Origin of the sequence: Sphingobacterium daejeonense, assembly GCF_901472535.1 — a bacterium.
GTDB lineage: Bacteria > Bacteroidota > Bacteroidia > Sphingobacteriales > Sphingobacteriaceae > Sphingobacterium > Sphingobacterium daejeonense.
Genome location: NZ_LR590470.1, coordinates 3,938,897 through 3,955,253, shown reverse-complemented (window position 1 = coordinate 3,955,253; position 16,357 = coordinate 3,938,897). Strand labels below are relative to the sequence as shown.

Genomic DNA, 16,357 nt, shown 5'->3' with positions numbered 1-16,357 from the left:
GTCTTGTGTTTTTTAAAAATATCTAAAAAAATCAAATAAATTTTAATTTATTTGGTATAAAAATTAAATTTGTATCAACAAACATGTTAAAACATTACAATGTTTGCATGTTACTTCCCTCAAAATAACATAGGTTTATAATTGGTTAGCGTAGAAGCTCCTCGCCCGGGGAGCTTCTTCCATTTATAAGCCTTTCAAATAATAATTCTTATTTTCTAATTTTTTCAAAAATAATAACAATTATTGTGATTATAATAATCAATTGTAAATTTATGTCATTTTTTTTAACATTTTTACATTGCTGTATACAACAACTATTTTTCGTACTTTAGTTTTTAATCACATTGGAGTGTTATGAAAGAAGATGATGTAAAGATTTCAAGGAAAAAACCGATTTTTCCAGTTGGACCAGGCTTGTTGAAATATCTAAAGGCTTATCAGCGAGATGCTAAGCTGCCATTATCTTACTTTGATTTGCTGAGTTTCCAAGAAACCATCCCTTCACTGGATAAATTTGGAAATGATACTCTTTGGGAAATTCCCTTATATCCGCCACATATCCAAGATGTACTCTATGATCAATTGAAAATTGTCTATGCCCAATTAAAAGCTTCCGGTAATACCAGAATAGTCCAGCATAAGGTTATTGAGAAAATTGAATTCTGTGCTTTTGGAAATACCCATCCTTTTCGTGTCAAGATTGTCAATCGACTGAATGACGTTTATGATTATTTTTATATCAAACAGGCAGATGCTTCGCGGATATATGGATTGGAGCTCGAAGAGATTGTTTCTCCAAATCAAGTCAATTATATATATGATAAGGATACCCTTGTAGAGGAGCATATTGTCGGCATCCCTGGAGACACCTTTGCCAAAACCCGTATGGAAACTCCGGATTATAATCAGACCAGGATTGCCAAGGAATTTGTAAAGTTCAATGAGCGATGCATTATATCGATGTTGGGAGATATGCGGGCTTATAACTTTGTTATGCAGATCACTCCTGATTTTTGATGATTTTCAGTTTCGGATTAGGGCAATTGATTTCGACCAACAGTTTTATGAAGGTAATATAAAAGTTTATATGCCTCAATTCTTCAAGGAGAATCTACCTTACGTGAAACTATCTATGGAGCATTTGAATGAGAAGACCGTCTTACAGTATCAACAAGAAGAGCGTTCTTCGATTGTTCATCGGGTTCGAAGTGAAAGGCACCGTATTAAAGATCTCAGAGATGCTTCCAAGACCCAGATATTATCCACCAAAGAGAATATCGAGCGACTTCGTGATGGCTATGCAAAATACTATAATAATGAAAAATACTACCATTGCCATTCGATGACAGATATAATTGAGCTCAATGTCAAAAATGTAATCCGGCAGGTTCAGCTTTAACGGATTCTTTTCTGGTTATCTTTTACGAATGCTTCCCATCCAGAGTAGTTTTTTCCACCTGTTGATTGATTTTGTTGGAATGCATGGCATACTGCTACGGCCAAGCCATCTGTTGCGTCCAGGAACTCGGGTGTTTCTTTAAATGAGAGGAGAGTTTGTAACATGGCTGCGACCTGTTCTTTGCTGGCGTTTCCATTACCGGTAACAGATTGTTTGATTTTTCTCGGAGAGTATTCAAAGATTGGGATGTCTGCGTTCAGCGCGGCGGCCATTGCAACACCCTGTGCACGTCCGAGTTTTAGCATCACTTGAATGTTTTTGCCGTAGAAAGGAGCTTCCAAAGCACGCAATCAGGGTTATACTCAGCAATCAGAGCACTCGTTTTTTTGAATATGCGCTGAAGCTTAAGACCATGATCGTCCAAATGCCCCATTTTTATAACTCCCAGCGTGATCAGCGAGATTTTTTTGTTCACTTCCTTTAGGATACCATATCCTAAAACCACTGTGCCGGGGTCTATCCCCAATATTATCCGCTCTTTTGCTGGTTCCTTTTTGCATAGTGCAATAATACGATTTTTCTAAACATTGCCCACTAAAAACGGTTATTTATTAAAAAATTGTTAAAATTGTGCTTTCATAAATAAAAGTTGACACAGACACAGCGTAAATATCTCAATCTACTGATAAAAATAGCCATCGTTGCATTAGCAATGTGGTTTGTTGTTACAAAGGTTAACAATCAGAAGAATTTGATAGAATTTGAACATTTAATTCATCAAATCGATCCGTTGACTATTCGTTTGATCTTATTTGCTGTGGTACTGCTGATGTTCATGAATTGGTTTTTGGAAGTCATCAAATGGCGGTTCTTGAGTCGCAGGATCGAGAAACTAAGCATTTGGAAGGCTACTAAATCTGTTTTTTGCGGACTTACTTGGGCTATATTCACACCAAACCGAATCGGTGAATATGGCGGTAGGGTAATGGTGTTGAAGCCGGAAAATCGAGCTACTGGTGCTGTTGCGATGGGAGTTGGGTTGTTTGCTCAATTAGTACTTACCAGTGTGTTTGGTTCTTTGAGCATCGCTTGGTTTATCACTACGTTTATTGATACCCCGTCCTCCGTCGATTTTGGTATATGGATTATTGCCGTGATTTATGCTCTAGCTTTTGTAATCCTATATTTCAAATGTTTCTTGGGTTGATTATTTAGTTGGCAAGGTTAAGTTCTTACAGAAAATAAAGCCGTTCTTTGCGGTATTGGAGGATTTTTCGGTTAGGGAGTTAGCATATGTTCTATTCTTGTCAGCATTTCGTTTTGCGATTTTTACCTCACAATATATCATTTTGATGCTGGTCATTTTGCCGGACTTGCCAATTGTTTCTATGGTATTAATGATATTTATTATGTTTTTTATTCAATCTGCCGTTCCCTTCTTTAGATATTTTTGACTTTAGTGTTCGTAGTTTTTGTGGCTAGCAATTTGTATGCTTATATTACTACGCAAGAAATTGCAGTAATGGCGATTGTGTCCTGTGTTTGGTTTGTTAATTTGATATTCCCTGCAATCATAGGAGCATTTTTTGTTTTTAACGTGAATTACATCAGTGATAATAAATCTTAGTTTTTTTCTGTTTATCATGACCATGGTCTATGTGGTCTTGGTACTTTATATGCGCAATGGTTGGGATGAAATTGCCATATTTTACTAATCATTCCAAGATGCCTATTTCTAAGGTTACAGTGATTATTGCTGCAAGAAATGAGGAACATAATATCGGGAAAACGTTGGATAATATTGTTGCTCAGCAATATCCTAAGGAACTATTGGAGATTATTGTTGTTGATGACCATTCTACTGACAGGACTGGAGAGATTGTAGAGAGCTATGCAGATAAAGGAGTGAAATTAATCACCTTGGATGAGGGCAACAAACTCAATTCTTATAAGAAATTTGCTATCAATCGAGCGATTAATGAATCTTCGGGAGAAATTATCGTCACTACAGATGCAGATTGTCGGATGGGATCACAATGGTTGCTCAGTATCATTCAATATATGGAACTCCACAATAAATTGATGGTATCGTCACCCGTGTGCTATGATGAGGAGAAGTCCTATTTTGAGAAATTACAGACCTTAGAATTCTTATATCTTATAGGCTTGGGTGCTGCTGGTATTGGTAACGGGAACCCAACAACATGCAATGGAGCAAACCTAGCTTATAGGAAATCCTTGTTTTTTGAAATGGGGGGATTTAATGGTATCGATGAATTGGCGTCTGGCGATGATGAATTATTGTTGCACAAGGTTGCTGAAAAATATGCCGACCGTATTGGTTTCTGTAAATCTAGAGAAGCAGTTGTCTATACAGATGCAAAAGAAAACCTTAAATCTTTCCTGAGCCAGAGAAAGCGTTGGGCATCCAAAAGTACCAAGTACAAGGACAAAAAGGTCGTTGTGCTGGGTGTTTGTATTTGGTTGTTCAACCTGTCTTTATTATTGAGTCTTATTTTCTTATTGTTTGGAATCTTTGAAGCCAGCGAATTGGTAATTATCTCCTTATTAATGAAGATAGGGGTAGAGCTTGCCTTTTTATATCCGATTGTTTCTTTTGTAGGACGTCGCGAATTGTTATGGAATTTACCTTTCTTGTCGGTAATCCATTCGCTGTATCTAGTTTACATTGGAATAATTGGAAACATTGGGAAATATGACTGGAAGGGAAGGACTGTCAAATAAACTAGAAGTTTTCTTCTTTAACTTTTTGACGGATTAGATCTTCTGCTTTTTTTCACAATTTCTTCTGCATTTAAGCCCTTTGTATCGATTGGGTCCAAAACTTCCCAAGACATATGAGTGAATGGTCTTAAAGGAAACACTCCCCATTGTACCATTTTATAAGAACCATTTATCGCGATTGGGACAACTAGCGCATCGGGATTTTTCTTTAACAGCGTTGCAATTCCTCCAACCGAAAATGCTTTCATTTTGCCGGTTTTTGTTCTAGTCCCTTCCGGGAAGATAAAAGCTGACCAATTGTTTTTCTTCATGTTGTTTGCTAATGTTAGAATTTCAGCGATCGATTGCTTTGGATCCTTCCTGTCAATATTAGCAGCACCTCCATGCTTTAGATTAAATGAAATACTTGGAATATTTGCAGTCATCAATTCAATTTTGGAAATAAATTTTCCATGGAATCTTCTTAGAAAGTAGATTAACGGTGGAATATCATATGTGCTTTGGTGATTGGCAATAAATACGATAGGTTTTCCAACAGGGATATTTTTATTGTCAATAAATTGTGTTCTATTGAAAAGAATGTAATTACAGGCAACCAAAAATCCGTTTAAAATATCCACACTTTTCTTGTGTGCAGAATAACCTCCAATCTTTAGGCATAACCATTGAATAGGATGAAAAATCAACAATGATAATACAAAGCAAATATAAAATATGGGGGTAAGGATAAATCCTAATATCTTTCTCATTTCTTAATTAAATTGTGCAAATATACAAATAAGAATATTTCTTAGCATTCAACAATTCCTTTCCTAATAAATATTGATAATAATTTTAATATTATTAAAGTATTGTTTAATTTTATTAATATAATATTTTATAATATGAAGTTTCCTATTCAATGTCCAGCATGTAATAATGAATTGACGGTTGTTAAATTACGTTGCGATAGCTGTGAAACCGAGGTCGCTGGAAAGTTTAATTTTCCACTTTTGATGCGACTGGAACCCGAAGAGCAAGAATTCATCATAGAATTTCTTTTGAATTCTGGAAGTTTGAAAGAGATGGCCAGCAAGATGGGTAAGAGTTATCCTACAGTCCGCAATAAATTGGATGATCTAATCCATAAAGTTAAATCACTTCAAACTACTTAAACATGACAAGTTTTAGAGAGTCTCAGAATATGTTTGCCTTATGGCTATTGTTGATCATCCTGCCTATTTTTGGTTATCAGGTTTATCAAGACATAAACAATCCTATTGGGATACTTAAAAATCCTGCGATTATTATTACTGGAATTGTTTTAATTGGTTTAATGTTATTACGGCTAAAGACTAATTATACATCAGAAGGTATTTATATTGTGTTTATACCCTTTCGTTTGGAAAAAGTTTATACCTTGGGATACAGTTTCATATGCTTATGTAAGAACTTATGGTATTTCAGATTTTGGTGGTTGGGGTTATCGGTTTGGCAAAGATGGAAGAGCAATGACTGCAAAAGGAAATCAAGGTTTACAATTAGTTCTAAAAGATAGTAGCAAAATATTGATTGGAACACAAAAACCTGAAGAGGTCCAAAAGATTATAAACCAATATAAACCATATAAAGATGAGTTCTAGAGATTTTATGAATGTCCTTATCAATCCATTTGAGGATGTTACCAGCGAAAAATTGTTAATTATTGGCGCTATAGGTTTTTTCTTGATGAGTGTGTTGAGTTATTTTCTACACTTTATCAATGATGGAATTATTCATTTGCATAAGTCAGAACCGAAAGAATATTGGAGGTGCTTATTGAATGGTACCATTAATACGGCAGGCTTGACACTGTGTATGTTCGCCTATGGCAAAATTGTATATTCAAAAACCAGATTTATAGATGTATTGATTGCTGTTCTGATTGCTCAGTTAGCGCTGATCATAGTGGTTTTGATAACCATGAATCCATTTACGATGGAAGTTAGTAATTCTATGGTTAAAGAGCTCGAAATGGAAATATCAAGAATATTAAGATGGATACCAGAAACCTGATTATTCTTACGATTAGTGGTTTATTGGGTATTTTTATTATTGTATTATTTCTTTCACTTATTGGTGGTAGGAATGAAAATTGCCATTAACAGTAAAAGGTTAGTTCATACTATTGCCATCGTTTTATTGACATTGGTTTTAGATATGGTTTTTAAGATTATTTATCCTTATTTATAAGTTTATGAAGAGTTATTTTTTAGCATTAATATTATTGTGTTCATGCACCATGGGGTTTACTCAATCCTTTGAAGGGAATTGGAAAGGAGATTTGAAAGTTTCAGGTATGGAAATGCCCTTAATATTTGGGCTCAAATATAATGGTGAATGGGAAGGGACAATGCAAAGTCCAAAACAATCAACGAATAAATTCCCATTGACCAGTATTGTATCTGAAGGTGATTCCATTTTTTTGGAGATGAAGAACCTTGGGATTAAATATGCAGGCAAGATCAGTGCAGACAGAAATTCAATTGATGGAAAATTTCAACAGGGAGGGCTCAAGGTGGATTTGATACTGAACAAATTAACTGAAGCACAAGCTCAAAAAGCTTCTTCCATGAAAAGAAGTCAACGCGTGAATCCTCCATATTCATATGATACGGTAGATGTGAATTTTGAAAATACGATTGATAAGGTTACGCTTGCGGGAACTATTACTAAACCAAAAGAGGCTGGTAAATATCCTGCAGTGGTGTTAGTTTCTGGGAGTGGTCCTCAGGATCGGAATGAGACATTGATGGGGCATGAGCCATTTAAGGTATTGGCTGATTATTTGACAAAGAACAACATTGTAGTTCTACGCTATGATGATAGGGGTATCAATAAATCTACAGGCGATTTCAGTAAGGGTACTACTGCTGATTTTGGAAAAGATGCTTTGGCTGCTGTAAATTTTCTAAGGAAACAGCCACAGGTAGATCCTATGAAAGTAGGTATTATAGGTCATAGTGAGGGAGGATTGATAGCAACGATATTAGCAGGTCAGCAGGCTTCAGGACTTAACTTCATCGTTACTTTAGCAGGTCCAATGATTCCAATGGATTCCTTGATGTTATTGCAAAATGAAGCGGTGATGAAATCGCAGGGGTTATCAATTTCAAAAGAGGAATTGGCAATGATCAAGAAGAACTATGAAATCATGGGTTCAGACCTTCCTAGTGCTAAGGCTTTTGATGCTATCCGCGAGAATATGAAGTCGGTTAAAGGTAGCCAGAATTTAGAGAGTGCTGATCAAATCGGCGCATTGGTTACTCCATGGTTCCGTCATTTTATAAAAATTGATCCTATACCATTTATCAAAAAAATTAAGATTCCGATATTTGCTGCTTTTGGTGGCAAGGATGTTCAGGTTCCGGCAGTTCAGAACATGGAAAGTCTGATGAAGAACCTTCCAAAAAATAAAAAAGCTGAATCCAAAGTTTACCCAACCTTTAATCACTTGTTTCAGCATGCTAAAACAGGGGCAGTGGGTGAGTATTCAGAAATCGAAGAAACAGTGAATCCAGAGCTAATGAGGGATATCGTTAGCTGGATCAAAACATTGTAATAAAAAAATCCGCTCCAAATTAATTGGAGCGGATCATGCTTGCTGTTTATATGATAATTGCCGATTGGCGAATTATTCTCTTAGATAATATTCTATTGACCATAGCCTTCATTTTGTTTTAAGGCAGGGTTTACAGAGATTTCACGGTAAGGAATCGGGAATACAAGTTCGTCAGCATTATATGCATACGTTCCCACATTTCTTTTAGTTCTCTTCAGGTCATGGATTTTATAGCCTTCAAAAGCTAATTCCTTATCCCTTTCTGTCAAAATATCGGCCAAAGTTACAGAAGATAATGCATCAATCCCAGCTCGGGTGCGTAATTTATTTATGTCATTTAATGGCGAGTCACCTGTGCTTGTTCTTAACCGTGAGTTACATTCAGCACGAGTCAGGTAAAGTTCTGTCAATCTTACGACAGGAATATTGTCGAAATAATTGTACCATTTCCTGGTAAACAGTCCAGTTTTAGCTCCATTTCCTTCATAAATCATCTGAGTTCTTCGTTTGTCAGTAGTCGCATAAGAGTTATAGAATGCAGGAATAATGCTTACATCACCACGACCAACTTTACCACCTGTCGCATTAGTATAGCTGGAGTAAAATGTTGCTAATCCATCATTTGAAGATCCGGCGTTACTTTGTTCGCTTTGTTGAATTTCGAATACACCTTCTGAAGAATTAGGAGTTCTGAAAGGTGTTTCTAAATTGGTTGCCAAATCATAGTCTCCACTTTCAATGATTGTATTAGCCAAATCTCTAGCTTTATCATATTTGCCTTGTTGTAAGTATAGCCTTGCGAGCATTCCTTGCGCAGCTGCAAGATCTCCTGGTAAATCTCCTAAATTTGAGATTGAAGCTAAGAGGTCATTTTCTGCTTGGGTATATGTTTCCGCAACGGTGTTTCTGGTGATTCCTTTAATGATATCATCCAATTTTTTCACAGCTTTGGTTGTGATTGGCACCCCTAAGTTTGTACTCGCGTTCCCCGTTTCATACGGTAAGCCATACAATCTCACAAGTTCAAAGTACATGATACCTCTGATGAACAAAGCTTTTCCTTCGATCTCTGCTTTTTGGGCTTCATCTGTTATGATATCTAAAGACTCCAATACAGTGTTTGCGATATTAATTGCTTTATAAGCATTTGTCCAAGTTCGAGTGACGTCTTCATTTGTAGCAATGATGTTTTGGTTAGATATGTCTCGAAAAGTTGAGAAAGTTCCTGTCCAGTTTACATAACCCGGGCTCGCATAAATATCTGGTAGCAAAACCAGGTTATTTCCATATAGGGCACCATTGGCTATGACAGTGTAAGCACCTATTAATGCGTTGTTAATATCTGCAGGGGTTGACAGCGCTATTTCACTAGATATATTATCAACTGGTTCTATATCTAATTTATTTCCACAAGATCCCATTGTCAGTGCGACTGCTACTGCGGGGATAATTATATATTTTGTTAAATTCATGATTAATCGCTTAGAAAATTAAAAACCTATATTGATTCCAAAAGTGACCATTCTTGGTTGTGGAGCAGTATAAAAATCTGTTCCTAATTGATATGCTCCAGCAAACGTGGTGTTTATTTCTGGATCATAACCATTGTATTTGGTGAAGGTCAATAAATTTGTCGCAGATACATAAACTCTGGCTGATTGCATGTATGCTTTACTCGCAATACTATTTGGTAGATTATAGCCAAGAACTACGTTTTTAATACGGAAATACGATCCATCCTGAACATATCTAGAAGAAGGTCTAGTTCCGTTTGCTTCATCAAACCTAGGTTGAGGGATCATGGTCACATCTCCAGGGTTCTTCCAATAATCCATTTGATCTAAAGTTTGGTTATCAAAATAATCTCCGTTAGTAGATTGGAATCCTCCTGCTGCATTGTAAATATCATTTCCATAAACAAATTGTGTCTGAATTGCTAGATCGAATGCTTTGTAAGAGAATGTATTGCCGAAGCCACCATAGAATTTTGGATTAGGGTCTCCAATAAATTGGTCTGCTGCTTCTGAATATGAATTTGTAGTAGTTGTTTTTGTATCATCAAGATAATAAAGGGCATCACCATTTTCTGTATCAACACCAGCATAAGCTTTGCCGTAGAAAAATCCATAAGGCTTACCTTCCTCAAGTCTGCCTAAATACCTTCCACCTGGATAAATTGGTTGACCATCAACAAGTTTTAGGATTTTGTTTTTATTGAATGAAAGGTTAAATGATGTGCTCCATTTAAATTCTCCTACAAAATTCTTAGAATTCAACGTGAATTCCATTCCTTTATTCGACATATCACCCACATTGGTAAGAATGGTAGTAAATCCGCTTGTAGATTCAATAGGCACATTTAATAATAAGTCTGTTGTCTTTTTAAAATAAGCTTCAACTGTACCAGATAATCGGTCATTGAACAATCCGAAATCAATACCATAGTTGCTTGCGGCGGTATTTTCCCAAGTTAATTCTCCATCCCCAAGATTCAGAGGAACAGTACCTGGAATACCTGCATAGTTGGCACCAGTATATAATGTTCTAGAGGCAAAGTTTCCAATTTCAGCATTACCTGTATTACCATAACTAGCTCTTAATTTCAAAAATGAAAGAGTAGGATTTCCTTTTAAGAATTCTTCTTCCGATACTACCCAGCCCACAGATGCTGCAGGGAAAGTTCCGTATTGAGAATCGCGACCAAACCTAGACGAACCATCAATTCTAAATGTTGCTTCGAATAAGTATCGGTTTTTCAATTTATAATTTGCTCTGGCAAAATAGGAAAGAAATGAGAATCTCGATTCAGAAGAACTAGCATCAGATTTAATAGCAGCACTCGTTATTTTAGTGAACAAGTCCGAAGGGAAGCTTTTTCCTTCCGCCATATTGTATCTGAGTTGACCTTCTTGATATGCCATACCTGCCATTGCAGTTATATTATGGATATCGTTGAAGGTTTTGGTATAAGTTAAAGTATTGTTGGTGTTGAAGTTTATAGATCTTGCTTGGTAATTCCATGAATATCCTCCCACATCACCACCATCTTGTGTTCTAGATCCTAAATATATTTCTTCTTCCAAATTTTGGAAGTCCATCCCGTACTCCGTTCTGAACACTAAATCAGGGGTAATTTTAGCATTTCCATATACTGTTGCAAAGGTTCGGTAAGTATTAGATAAGTTTTTACCGTTTTCAAGATCAATTAAATTGTTGTAATAAACTGTATAATTATAAAGTTCACCATTTTCATCCCTAATTGGTTGGATAGGAGGTAGAGCATTCAATTGCAATGGGTTGGAGAAGGCGTTATCACTGCTTACCCTGTAATTGTCAATTTTGTTAATATTCATTGTACCACCAACGTCTAACCAAGAATTAGCAGAATGGTCAAAACCTAGTCTTCCTGAGGTTCTGACGAAGCGGTTTCCAACAATAATACCTTTATTATCGTTATAGCTTCCAGAAGCTACAAATCTTGTTTTTGCATCACCACCGGAAATACTAAGGCTGACCTGCTGATTTCCTCCTCTTCTTAACCCTTCATCAACCCAATTTGAATTATAATTTTTGTCCCAGTCTTCTGTACCTGTCCAGTCCGCCCAAAATTCACTCATGCTTGGATAATCTGCATTCACTCCAATATATCCAGCATTGGTTACCGCTGCGGTCAACAATTCTTTATATTGGCTTGCATTTAAGAATTCTCCTTTTTTTGTTGGATCACTAAAGCCATTAAAATATCCAAGGTCAATTTTTGTTCTTCCTGCTTTACCTTTTTTAGTAGTGATCAAGACTACTCCGTTAGATCCACGTGCCCCATAAATTGCTGTTGCTGCGGCATCTTTCAAAACATCTAATGTTTCAATATCATCAGGGCTGATTGCTGATAATGGGTTGTCAGGCTCATCATATGTTCCCATGGCAGTTGAAATTACTGGAACACCATCAATTACGTATAGTGGTTGAGAACTAGCCGTAATGGAGGAAATTCCTCTCACTCTTATTTGAAGAGCTTGTCCTAATTTTCCAGAACTTGTATTGACAAATACCCCTGGTGTACGTCCTTGCAAGGCGCTCTCAACAGTTTGTAATGGGACATCTTCTAATTCTGACATTTTAATGTTAGAGAAAGAACCGGTCATGTCCTTTTTCATCTGAGTACCGTAACCAACAACAACGATTTCATCTAAATCCGAAGCCGTAGAGACAAGTTGAATGTCAATTTTACTTCTGTTGTTTATACTCACTTGTTGAGTGGTGTACCCTACGAAGGTAAAGTACAGGGCTTTAATGTTAGAGTTCAGCCCGATTTCATAGTTTCCGTTAGCGTCCGACTGTGCAGCAGAACTACTGCCTACGGCTCGGATTGTCACGCCGGCAATGGGCTGATTGGTAACAGCATCTGTAACTGTCCCAGAGATTGTTTGGTCTTGTGCTGTAGCAACGAAGTGCAGCAGACAAAACGTTATGAAAAATAACAGTTTGCTTTTCATAAATAGTTTGTTTCGGTTAGTAATATTGTTTTCATATAAGGAGCGATTCTAACTCCTAATTAGGTATTTTTATGATGATAAATATATAAAAAAATCAATTTTTATTTATTTTATTGTTAAAAATTTAAGGTGAAAAAACAGCAATTATTTAATTAAGTAACTTAACGTATGCTTAATAAATAGCAAATGCCAGTAATTTTTAAATTACTGGCATTTGCTATTTATTCTTTAAGTCTCTATTTTTTAGGGTGTTGTGTTTGCTACGGGCAATATTTTTCCATTATAAAATTTGTTGCCATTTTGGGCAAATTCGGCTACATATCTACCCATTTCAAAAGCTAATGTACCTGCTTCTATTCCTGGAAAGGCTGCTTCGAACATTTCTGTTTGTGAAGATCCAAGAGCTAAGCAATTGACCTGTATGTTTTTATCTTTAAATTCTTCGGCCAAACATTCTGTTAAAATACCTAAAGCACCTTTGCTTGAAGAATAAGCAGACAGGCCCGGGAATTTTGATGATCCTTGAAAACCACCCATACTACTGATATTAACAATATGTCCACCTTCAGTCATCAAGGGTACAATATGCTGAATCATTTGTATATGTCCCAATAAATTGGACTGAAACATCTGCGATACATCTTCCATGGTTGTTTCCATAAAAGGTTTGTTTATCAGTGCTCCCGCATTATTGATCAGTATATCCACTTTATCAAACTTTGATTTAATAAAAGGGACCAAAGATTCAGGATAATTATCAAACACAATATCAAATTGAGCAGGATAGAGGGTTCCGCCATCATGATTTAGTGAGGATGCTATCTCATGTAATTTCTCAATTTATCTGCAGATCTTGCTAAAGCAATAACCTTATGTTCTTTATTTGCAGTTAAATCCAATACAGCTTCAAAACCGATTCCACTGCTTGCTCCTGTAATAACAATATTCGCCATTATTCTTCTTCTTCTTTGTCAATTTCTTCTTCTACTTCTTTTGCCGAAGGAAGTTTATCAGCCCCCTAGTCTTTGCGGTCTGAAGATATAATAAACTCCACTTGAAGCAACCAATAGAGAAATGATATAAAATATTAAACTAATTGTCACAGCGATATGCTGATCTAATTTTAAATAAGTTGCCAAGGTAAATATCACGGTTTCTCTAAGTCCAATTGCTCCACCGATAGATGGGACAATAGCCACTAAAGAGGAAACCATAAATATCAATAGGTACGGCGAGAACTTACCGTCAAAATTCATGGAATAGAGGATGAAAATTGCGGCCAAAGTTTGGAATCCCTGTACACAAAGCGCTTTAAAATGTGTGGTAATAAAGTTTTTGAGAAACTGCTTGAAGAATAACCTTAGGACATAGAGATAGCTTATTGTTCCGACCGCTAATATGGCGATTGTCACTGAATTTGGGATAGCAAATCTCGGCATAAAAATAACCAATGCACCAATAATTATTGCCAATGCCCATAACCCCGAAAGTCTATCAAAAAACACCGCGCCAAGAACTTTTCTTCTGGAGATCTGAAAATTCTTTTTCAAGAAGAAGATTTTGTATCCGTCCCCCTCCAATACCTCCGGGCAAAAAGAAATTATAGAGGAGCCCTAATTGGTATAATCTGAAATTATATCGTTCTGTTAATTTTAATCCGATTGCAGCAAAGAAGGAGTTAAGGCGCGATGATGCGACTAGGATGGAACATATATATGCCAGCAAAGCAAAGAACAGATATAGAAAGTTGCTATTTTTAAGCGCTTCTGTAAGTTCTCCTAGGGATATTTTAGTAGAAACCCAGTACAGTGCTGCCAATGTGATGAGCACCTTCAGGATGTTTTTGAGGATATCCCAGATTTTTGATTTTTCCATTTACTCTATTTACTTATAACAAAGGGTATACTCTGGAGTAAAACAATATCAGGTAAACCAATAAGAATCCTCCACATAAACTAAATAACCAATTGTAGTCTATTCTATTGTATTTTTCCTTTAACATCATGAACATCAAAATGATAAAGATGAGGAAAAGGGAAATGGGTGCAAATATAGCCCATTTGTTTGGAAATTTAAAGAGATATTTTCTAGTAAATTAGCATCTTTGCTAAAGGAGAATGCAATACCGACGATTAAAATAATCATTACCAAACGCAGTATGGCCTTTGCAACAATTTTGCTTATGGTATGATTTTTGGAAGTGTTGTTCATCAATGAAAATTGAATTTTTTGTTTACTAATATACATTTATTATACTATTTTAAACTTTGTAATATGCATAAACGTATTATTTCGTTTTTATCTTTATTAACAGCATTGTTAGTATTAGGTAGTTGTGGAGCACCTAGGAAAGGTACTACAGGCGGTTCTGATTCAGGTACAACATCTGCACAGGGACCTTCGGCATCTCAATGGCGTTCTGGAGTTAAAGGCACATGGATTTTAAATTCGGTGACTCGTGAAAACATTCCTAGCAGCTATACTGTGAAAAATATGTTTGATGAAGCTCCGGTAGACTGTTTCATCGGATCAAGATGGGATTTGCCTGGGGGAAATCAAAGAGGAAGCATTACCTTTAATGCTGATGGCAATTTATGTGCAAGTGGAACTGTTCGTACCATTGTTTGGTCGATCTTTAATCCAGGTAAAACTGGAGGCCAACCATCTTTCCAATTCAAGAAAATCTACGCTGGCGACAAAGCATCGAACGTAACTAGCGGATACCGCTTAGATTTATCGTATGCTGATGAAAACTCCTTAGAGATGCGCTTGCCGGTTGAATTGAATGAAGGTACAGGAAACTTAGTGTTGAAGTTCAGCAGAGCTGGAGAATAATTGAGCTGAAGAATTTTTGAATTTAAGCCGTAGAATCTTCTACGGCTTTTTTTGTGGATGATTCCTGCACGTTTTTCTCAATCGTTTGTCTGAAATCTCTATATTTGTCATGTTATAACAATTAGAATGAGTCAGGAAAGCAAGAAAGTTGCTCTTATTACTGGGATAACCGGTCAGGATGGAGCATATTTAGCGGAATTTTTATTGAAAAAAGGATATATAGTCCATGGGTTGAAAAGAAGAAGTTCATTGTTCAATACCGACCGTATAGACCACCTATACCAAGATCCACATGAATTTGGGGCGCAATTTTGTGCTACATTATGGGGATTTAACAGATTCCACGAATCTCATTCGTATTATCCAAGAAACAAAACCCCACGAAATTTATAATCTTGCGGCTCAATCACATGTTAAAGTAAGTTTTGATACTCCAGAATATACTGCGAATGCTGATGGTTTAGGTACATTACGCATATTGGAAGCTGTTAGACTATTAGGGTTAACAGAGCATACAAAAATCTATCAAGCTTCTACATCAGAACTATATGGCTTGGTACAACAGGTGCCACAGAGTGAAACCACTCCATTTTATCCTCGGAGTCCTTATGCTGTTGCAAAACTTTATGGGTATTGGATTACGGTGAATTATCGCGAAGCATATCATATGTATGCTTGCAACGGCATATTATTTAACCATGAGAGTCCAGTTAGAGGGGAGACTTTCGTTACTCGTAAGATTACGAGAGCTGCTGCTAAAATAGCGTTGGGCTTACAGGATAAGCTCTATTTAGGGAATTTGTCAGCACAGCGTGATTGGGGGCATGCGAAGGATTATGTGGAGGCTATGTGGTTAATATTGCAACAAGAAAAGGCTGAGGACTTTGTCATAGCTACTGGGGTAACGACCACAGTTCGTGAATTTGTTCGTATGGCTTTTGGAGAGCTAGGTATTTCGGTTGAGTTTTCAGGGAAAGCGGAGGCTGAAAAGGGCGTTATCATCGATGTTGATATTGAAAGAGTAAAAGAGTTGGGACTTGATCCCGATAAGATAAAGCTAGGTCAAACCATTGTAAAAGTGGACCCAAGCTATTATAGACCAACGGAAGTTGATCTATTGATAGGCGATCCTAGCAAAGCAAATTCAAAACTAGGTTGGATTCCCAAATACAACTTAGAAATGTTGGTTAATGAAATGGTTCTATCTGACCTGAAATTAATGAAGAGGGAAGAATACCTTAAAAAAGGTGGCTTTGACATTCTAAATTATTTTGAATAACAGGAAGTTGGAACAATATTTGC

The 16,357-nt window shown here is 36.5% G+C and carries 14 protein-coding genes and 3 pseudogenes; 10 read left to right on the top strand and 7 right to left on the bottom strand.

Annotated features, from left to right (window positions below; translation table 11 throughout):
* The first annotated feature begins 354 nt into the window (after nt 1-354).
* Both FGL31_RS26730 and FGL31_RS26725 read left to right on the top strand, forming a co-directional pair.
* Nucleotides 355-1,017 carry a hypothetical protein gene (locus tag FGL31_RS26730; protein WP_232046976.1) on the top strand — a complete coding sequence of 221 codons (663 nt, stop codon included), beginning with the start codon at nt 355-357 and terminating at the stop codon, nt 1,015-1,017.
* The gene (locus tag FGL31_RS26725) at nt 989-1,399 is read left to right on the top strand and encodes a hypothetical protein (RefSeq protein ID WP_232046975.1); all 411 of its coding nucleotides are present in this window, start codon (nt 989-991) and stop codon (nt 1,397-1,399) included. Before FGL31_RS26730 ends, FGL31_RS26725 begins: the two co-directional genes overlap by 29 nt.
* On the opposite strand, the pseudogene ruvC reads toward FGL31_RS26725, so the two are convergent.
* Nucleotides 1,396-1,967, bottom strand: a pseudogene (gene ruvC / locus FGL31_RS18900) (crossover junction endodeoxyribonuclease RuvC). The gene FGL31_RS26725 and the pseudogene ruvC overlap by 4 nt on opposite strands.
* 81 nt (nt 1,968-2,048) lie before the next feature.
* On the opposite strand from ruvC, the gene FGL31_RS26720 reads away from it, so the two are divergent.
* Together FGL31_RS26720 and FGL31_RS18890 are read left to right on the top strand one after the other, a co-directional pair.
* Nucleotides 2,049-2,606: a lysylphosphatidylglycerol synthase domain-containing protein gene (locus tag FGL31_RS26720; RefSeq protein WP_232046974.1), complete on the top strand. Its 558-nt coding sequence runs from the start codon at nt 2,049-2,051 to the stop codon at nt 2,604-2,606.
* A gap of 518 nt (nt 2,607-3,124) precedes the next feature.
* A complete protein-coding gene (locus tag FGL31_RS18890) occupies nt 3,125-4,144 on the top strand; it encodes a glycosyltransferase family 2 protein (RefSeq protein WP_317131081.1) in 1,020 nt (339 codons plus the stop codon).
* A gap of 17 nt (nt 4,145-4,161) precedes the next feature.
* Here FGL31_RS18890 and FGL31_RS18885 read toward each other — a convergent pair whose 3' ends face one another.
* Entirely contained in the window at nt 4,162-4,893 is a 732-nt protein-coding gene (locus tag FGL31_RS18885) for a lysophospholipid acyltransferase family protein (protein ID WP_138093760.1), read from the bottom strand.
* A 135-nt stretch (nt 4,894-5,028) separates the two neighbouring features.
* Here FGL31_RS18885 and FGL31_RS18880 point away from each other — a divergent pair, with 135 nt between their 5' ends.
* From FGL31_RS18880 to FGL31_RS18865, 4 genes are all read left to right on the top strand, one after another.
* Nucleotides 5,029-5,298, top strand: a complete 270-nt coding sequence (locus tag FGL31_RS18880) for a DUF2089 family protein (RefSeq protein ID WP_138093758.1) — start codon at nt 5,029-5,031, stop codon at nt 5,296-5,298.
* A gap of 207 nt (nt 5,299-5,505) precedes the next feature.
* Nucleotides 5,506-5,766 (top strand): hypothetical protein, encoded by a 261-nt coding sequence (locus tag FGL31_RS18875; protein ID WP_138093756.1) that lies wholly within the window; start codon nt 5,506-5,508, stop codon nt 5,764-5,766.
* Nucleotides 5,756-6,178, top strand: a complete 423-nt coding sequence (locus FGL31_RS18870; protein WP_138093754.1) for a hypothetical protein — start codon at nt 5,756-5,758, stop codon at nt 6,176-6,178. The genes FGL31_RS18875 and FGL31_RS18870 overlap by 11 nt, the downstream gene beginning before the upstream one ends.
* Nucleotides 6,179-6,359: 181 nt before the next feature.
* On the top strand, nt 6,360-7,724 hold the full coding sequence (locus tag FGL31_RS18865) for an alpha/beta hydrolase family protein (protein WP_138093752.1): 1,365 nt from the start codon (nt 6,360-6,362) through the stop codon (nt 7,722-7,724).
* Nucleotides 7,725-7,816: 92 nt separating this feature from the next.
* Here the strand turns inward: FGL31_RS18865 and FGL31_RS18860 are convergent, their stop codons facing one another.
* From FGL31_RS18860 to FGL31_RS26710, 5 genes and pseudogenes are all read right to left on the bottom strand, one after another.
* Entirely contained in the window at nt 7,817-9,196 is a 1,380-nt protein-coding gene (locus tag FGL31_RS18860) for a RagB/SusD family nutrient uptake outer membrane protein (protein ID WP_138093750.1), read from the bottom strand.
* Nucleotides 9,197-9,214: 18 nt separating this feature from the next.
* A complete protein-coding gene (locus tag FGL31_RS18855) occupies nt 9,215-12,220 on the bottom strand; it encodes a SusC/RagA family TonB-linked outer membrane protein (protein ID WP_138093748.1) in 3,006 nt (1,001 codons plus the stop codon).
* 243 nt (nt 12,221-12,463) lie between these two features.
* A pseudogene (locus FGL31_RS18850) lies at nt 12,464-13,173 on the bottom strand (SDR family NAD(P)-dependent oxidoreductase).
* A gap of 57 nt (nt 13,174-13,230) precedes the next feature.
* A complete protein-coding gene (locus FGL31_RS26715) occupies nt 13,231-13,770 on the bottom strand; it encodes a lysylphosphatidylglycerol synthase transmembrane domain-containing protein (protein WP_232046973.1) in 540 nt (179 codons plus the stop codon).
* Nucleotides 13,715-14,095: a lysylphosphatidylglycerol synthase domain-containing protein gene (locus FGL31_RS26710; RefSeq protein ID WP_232046972.1), complete on the bottom strand. Its 381-nt coding sequence runs from the start codon at nt 14,093-14,095 to the stop codon at nt 13,715-13,717. The genes FGL31_RS26715 and FGL31_RS26710 overlap by 56 nt, the downstream gene beginning before the upstream one ends.
* Before the next feature lie 399 nt (nt 14,096-14,494).
* Between FGL31_RS26710 and FGL31_RS18835 the strand changes: the two genes are divergently transcribed.
* Nucleotides 14,495-15,055 carry a lipocalin family protein gene (locus tag FGL31_RS18835; protein ID WP_099370363.1) on the top strand — a complete coding sequence of 187 codons (561 nt, stop codon included), beginning with the start codon at nt 14,495-14,497 and terminating at the stop codon, nt 15,053-15,055.
* Nucleotides 15,056-15,181: 126 nt separating this feature from the next.
* Nucleotides 15,182-16,334, top strand: a pseudogene (gmd, locus tag FGL31_RS18830) (GDP-mannose 4,6-dehydratase).
* Nucleotides 16,335-16,357: the final 23 nt, after the last annotated feature.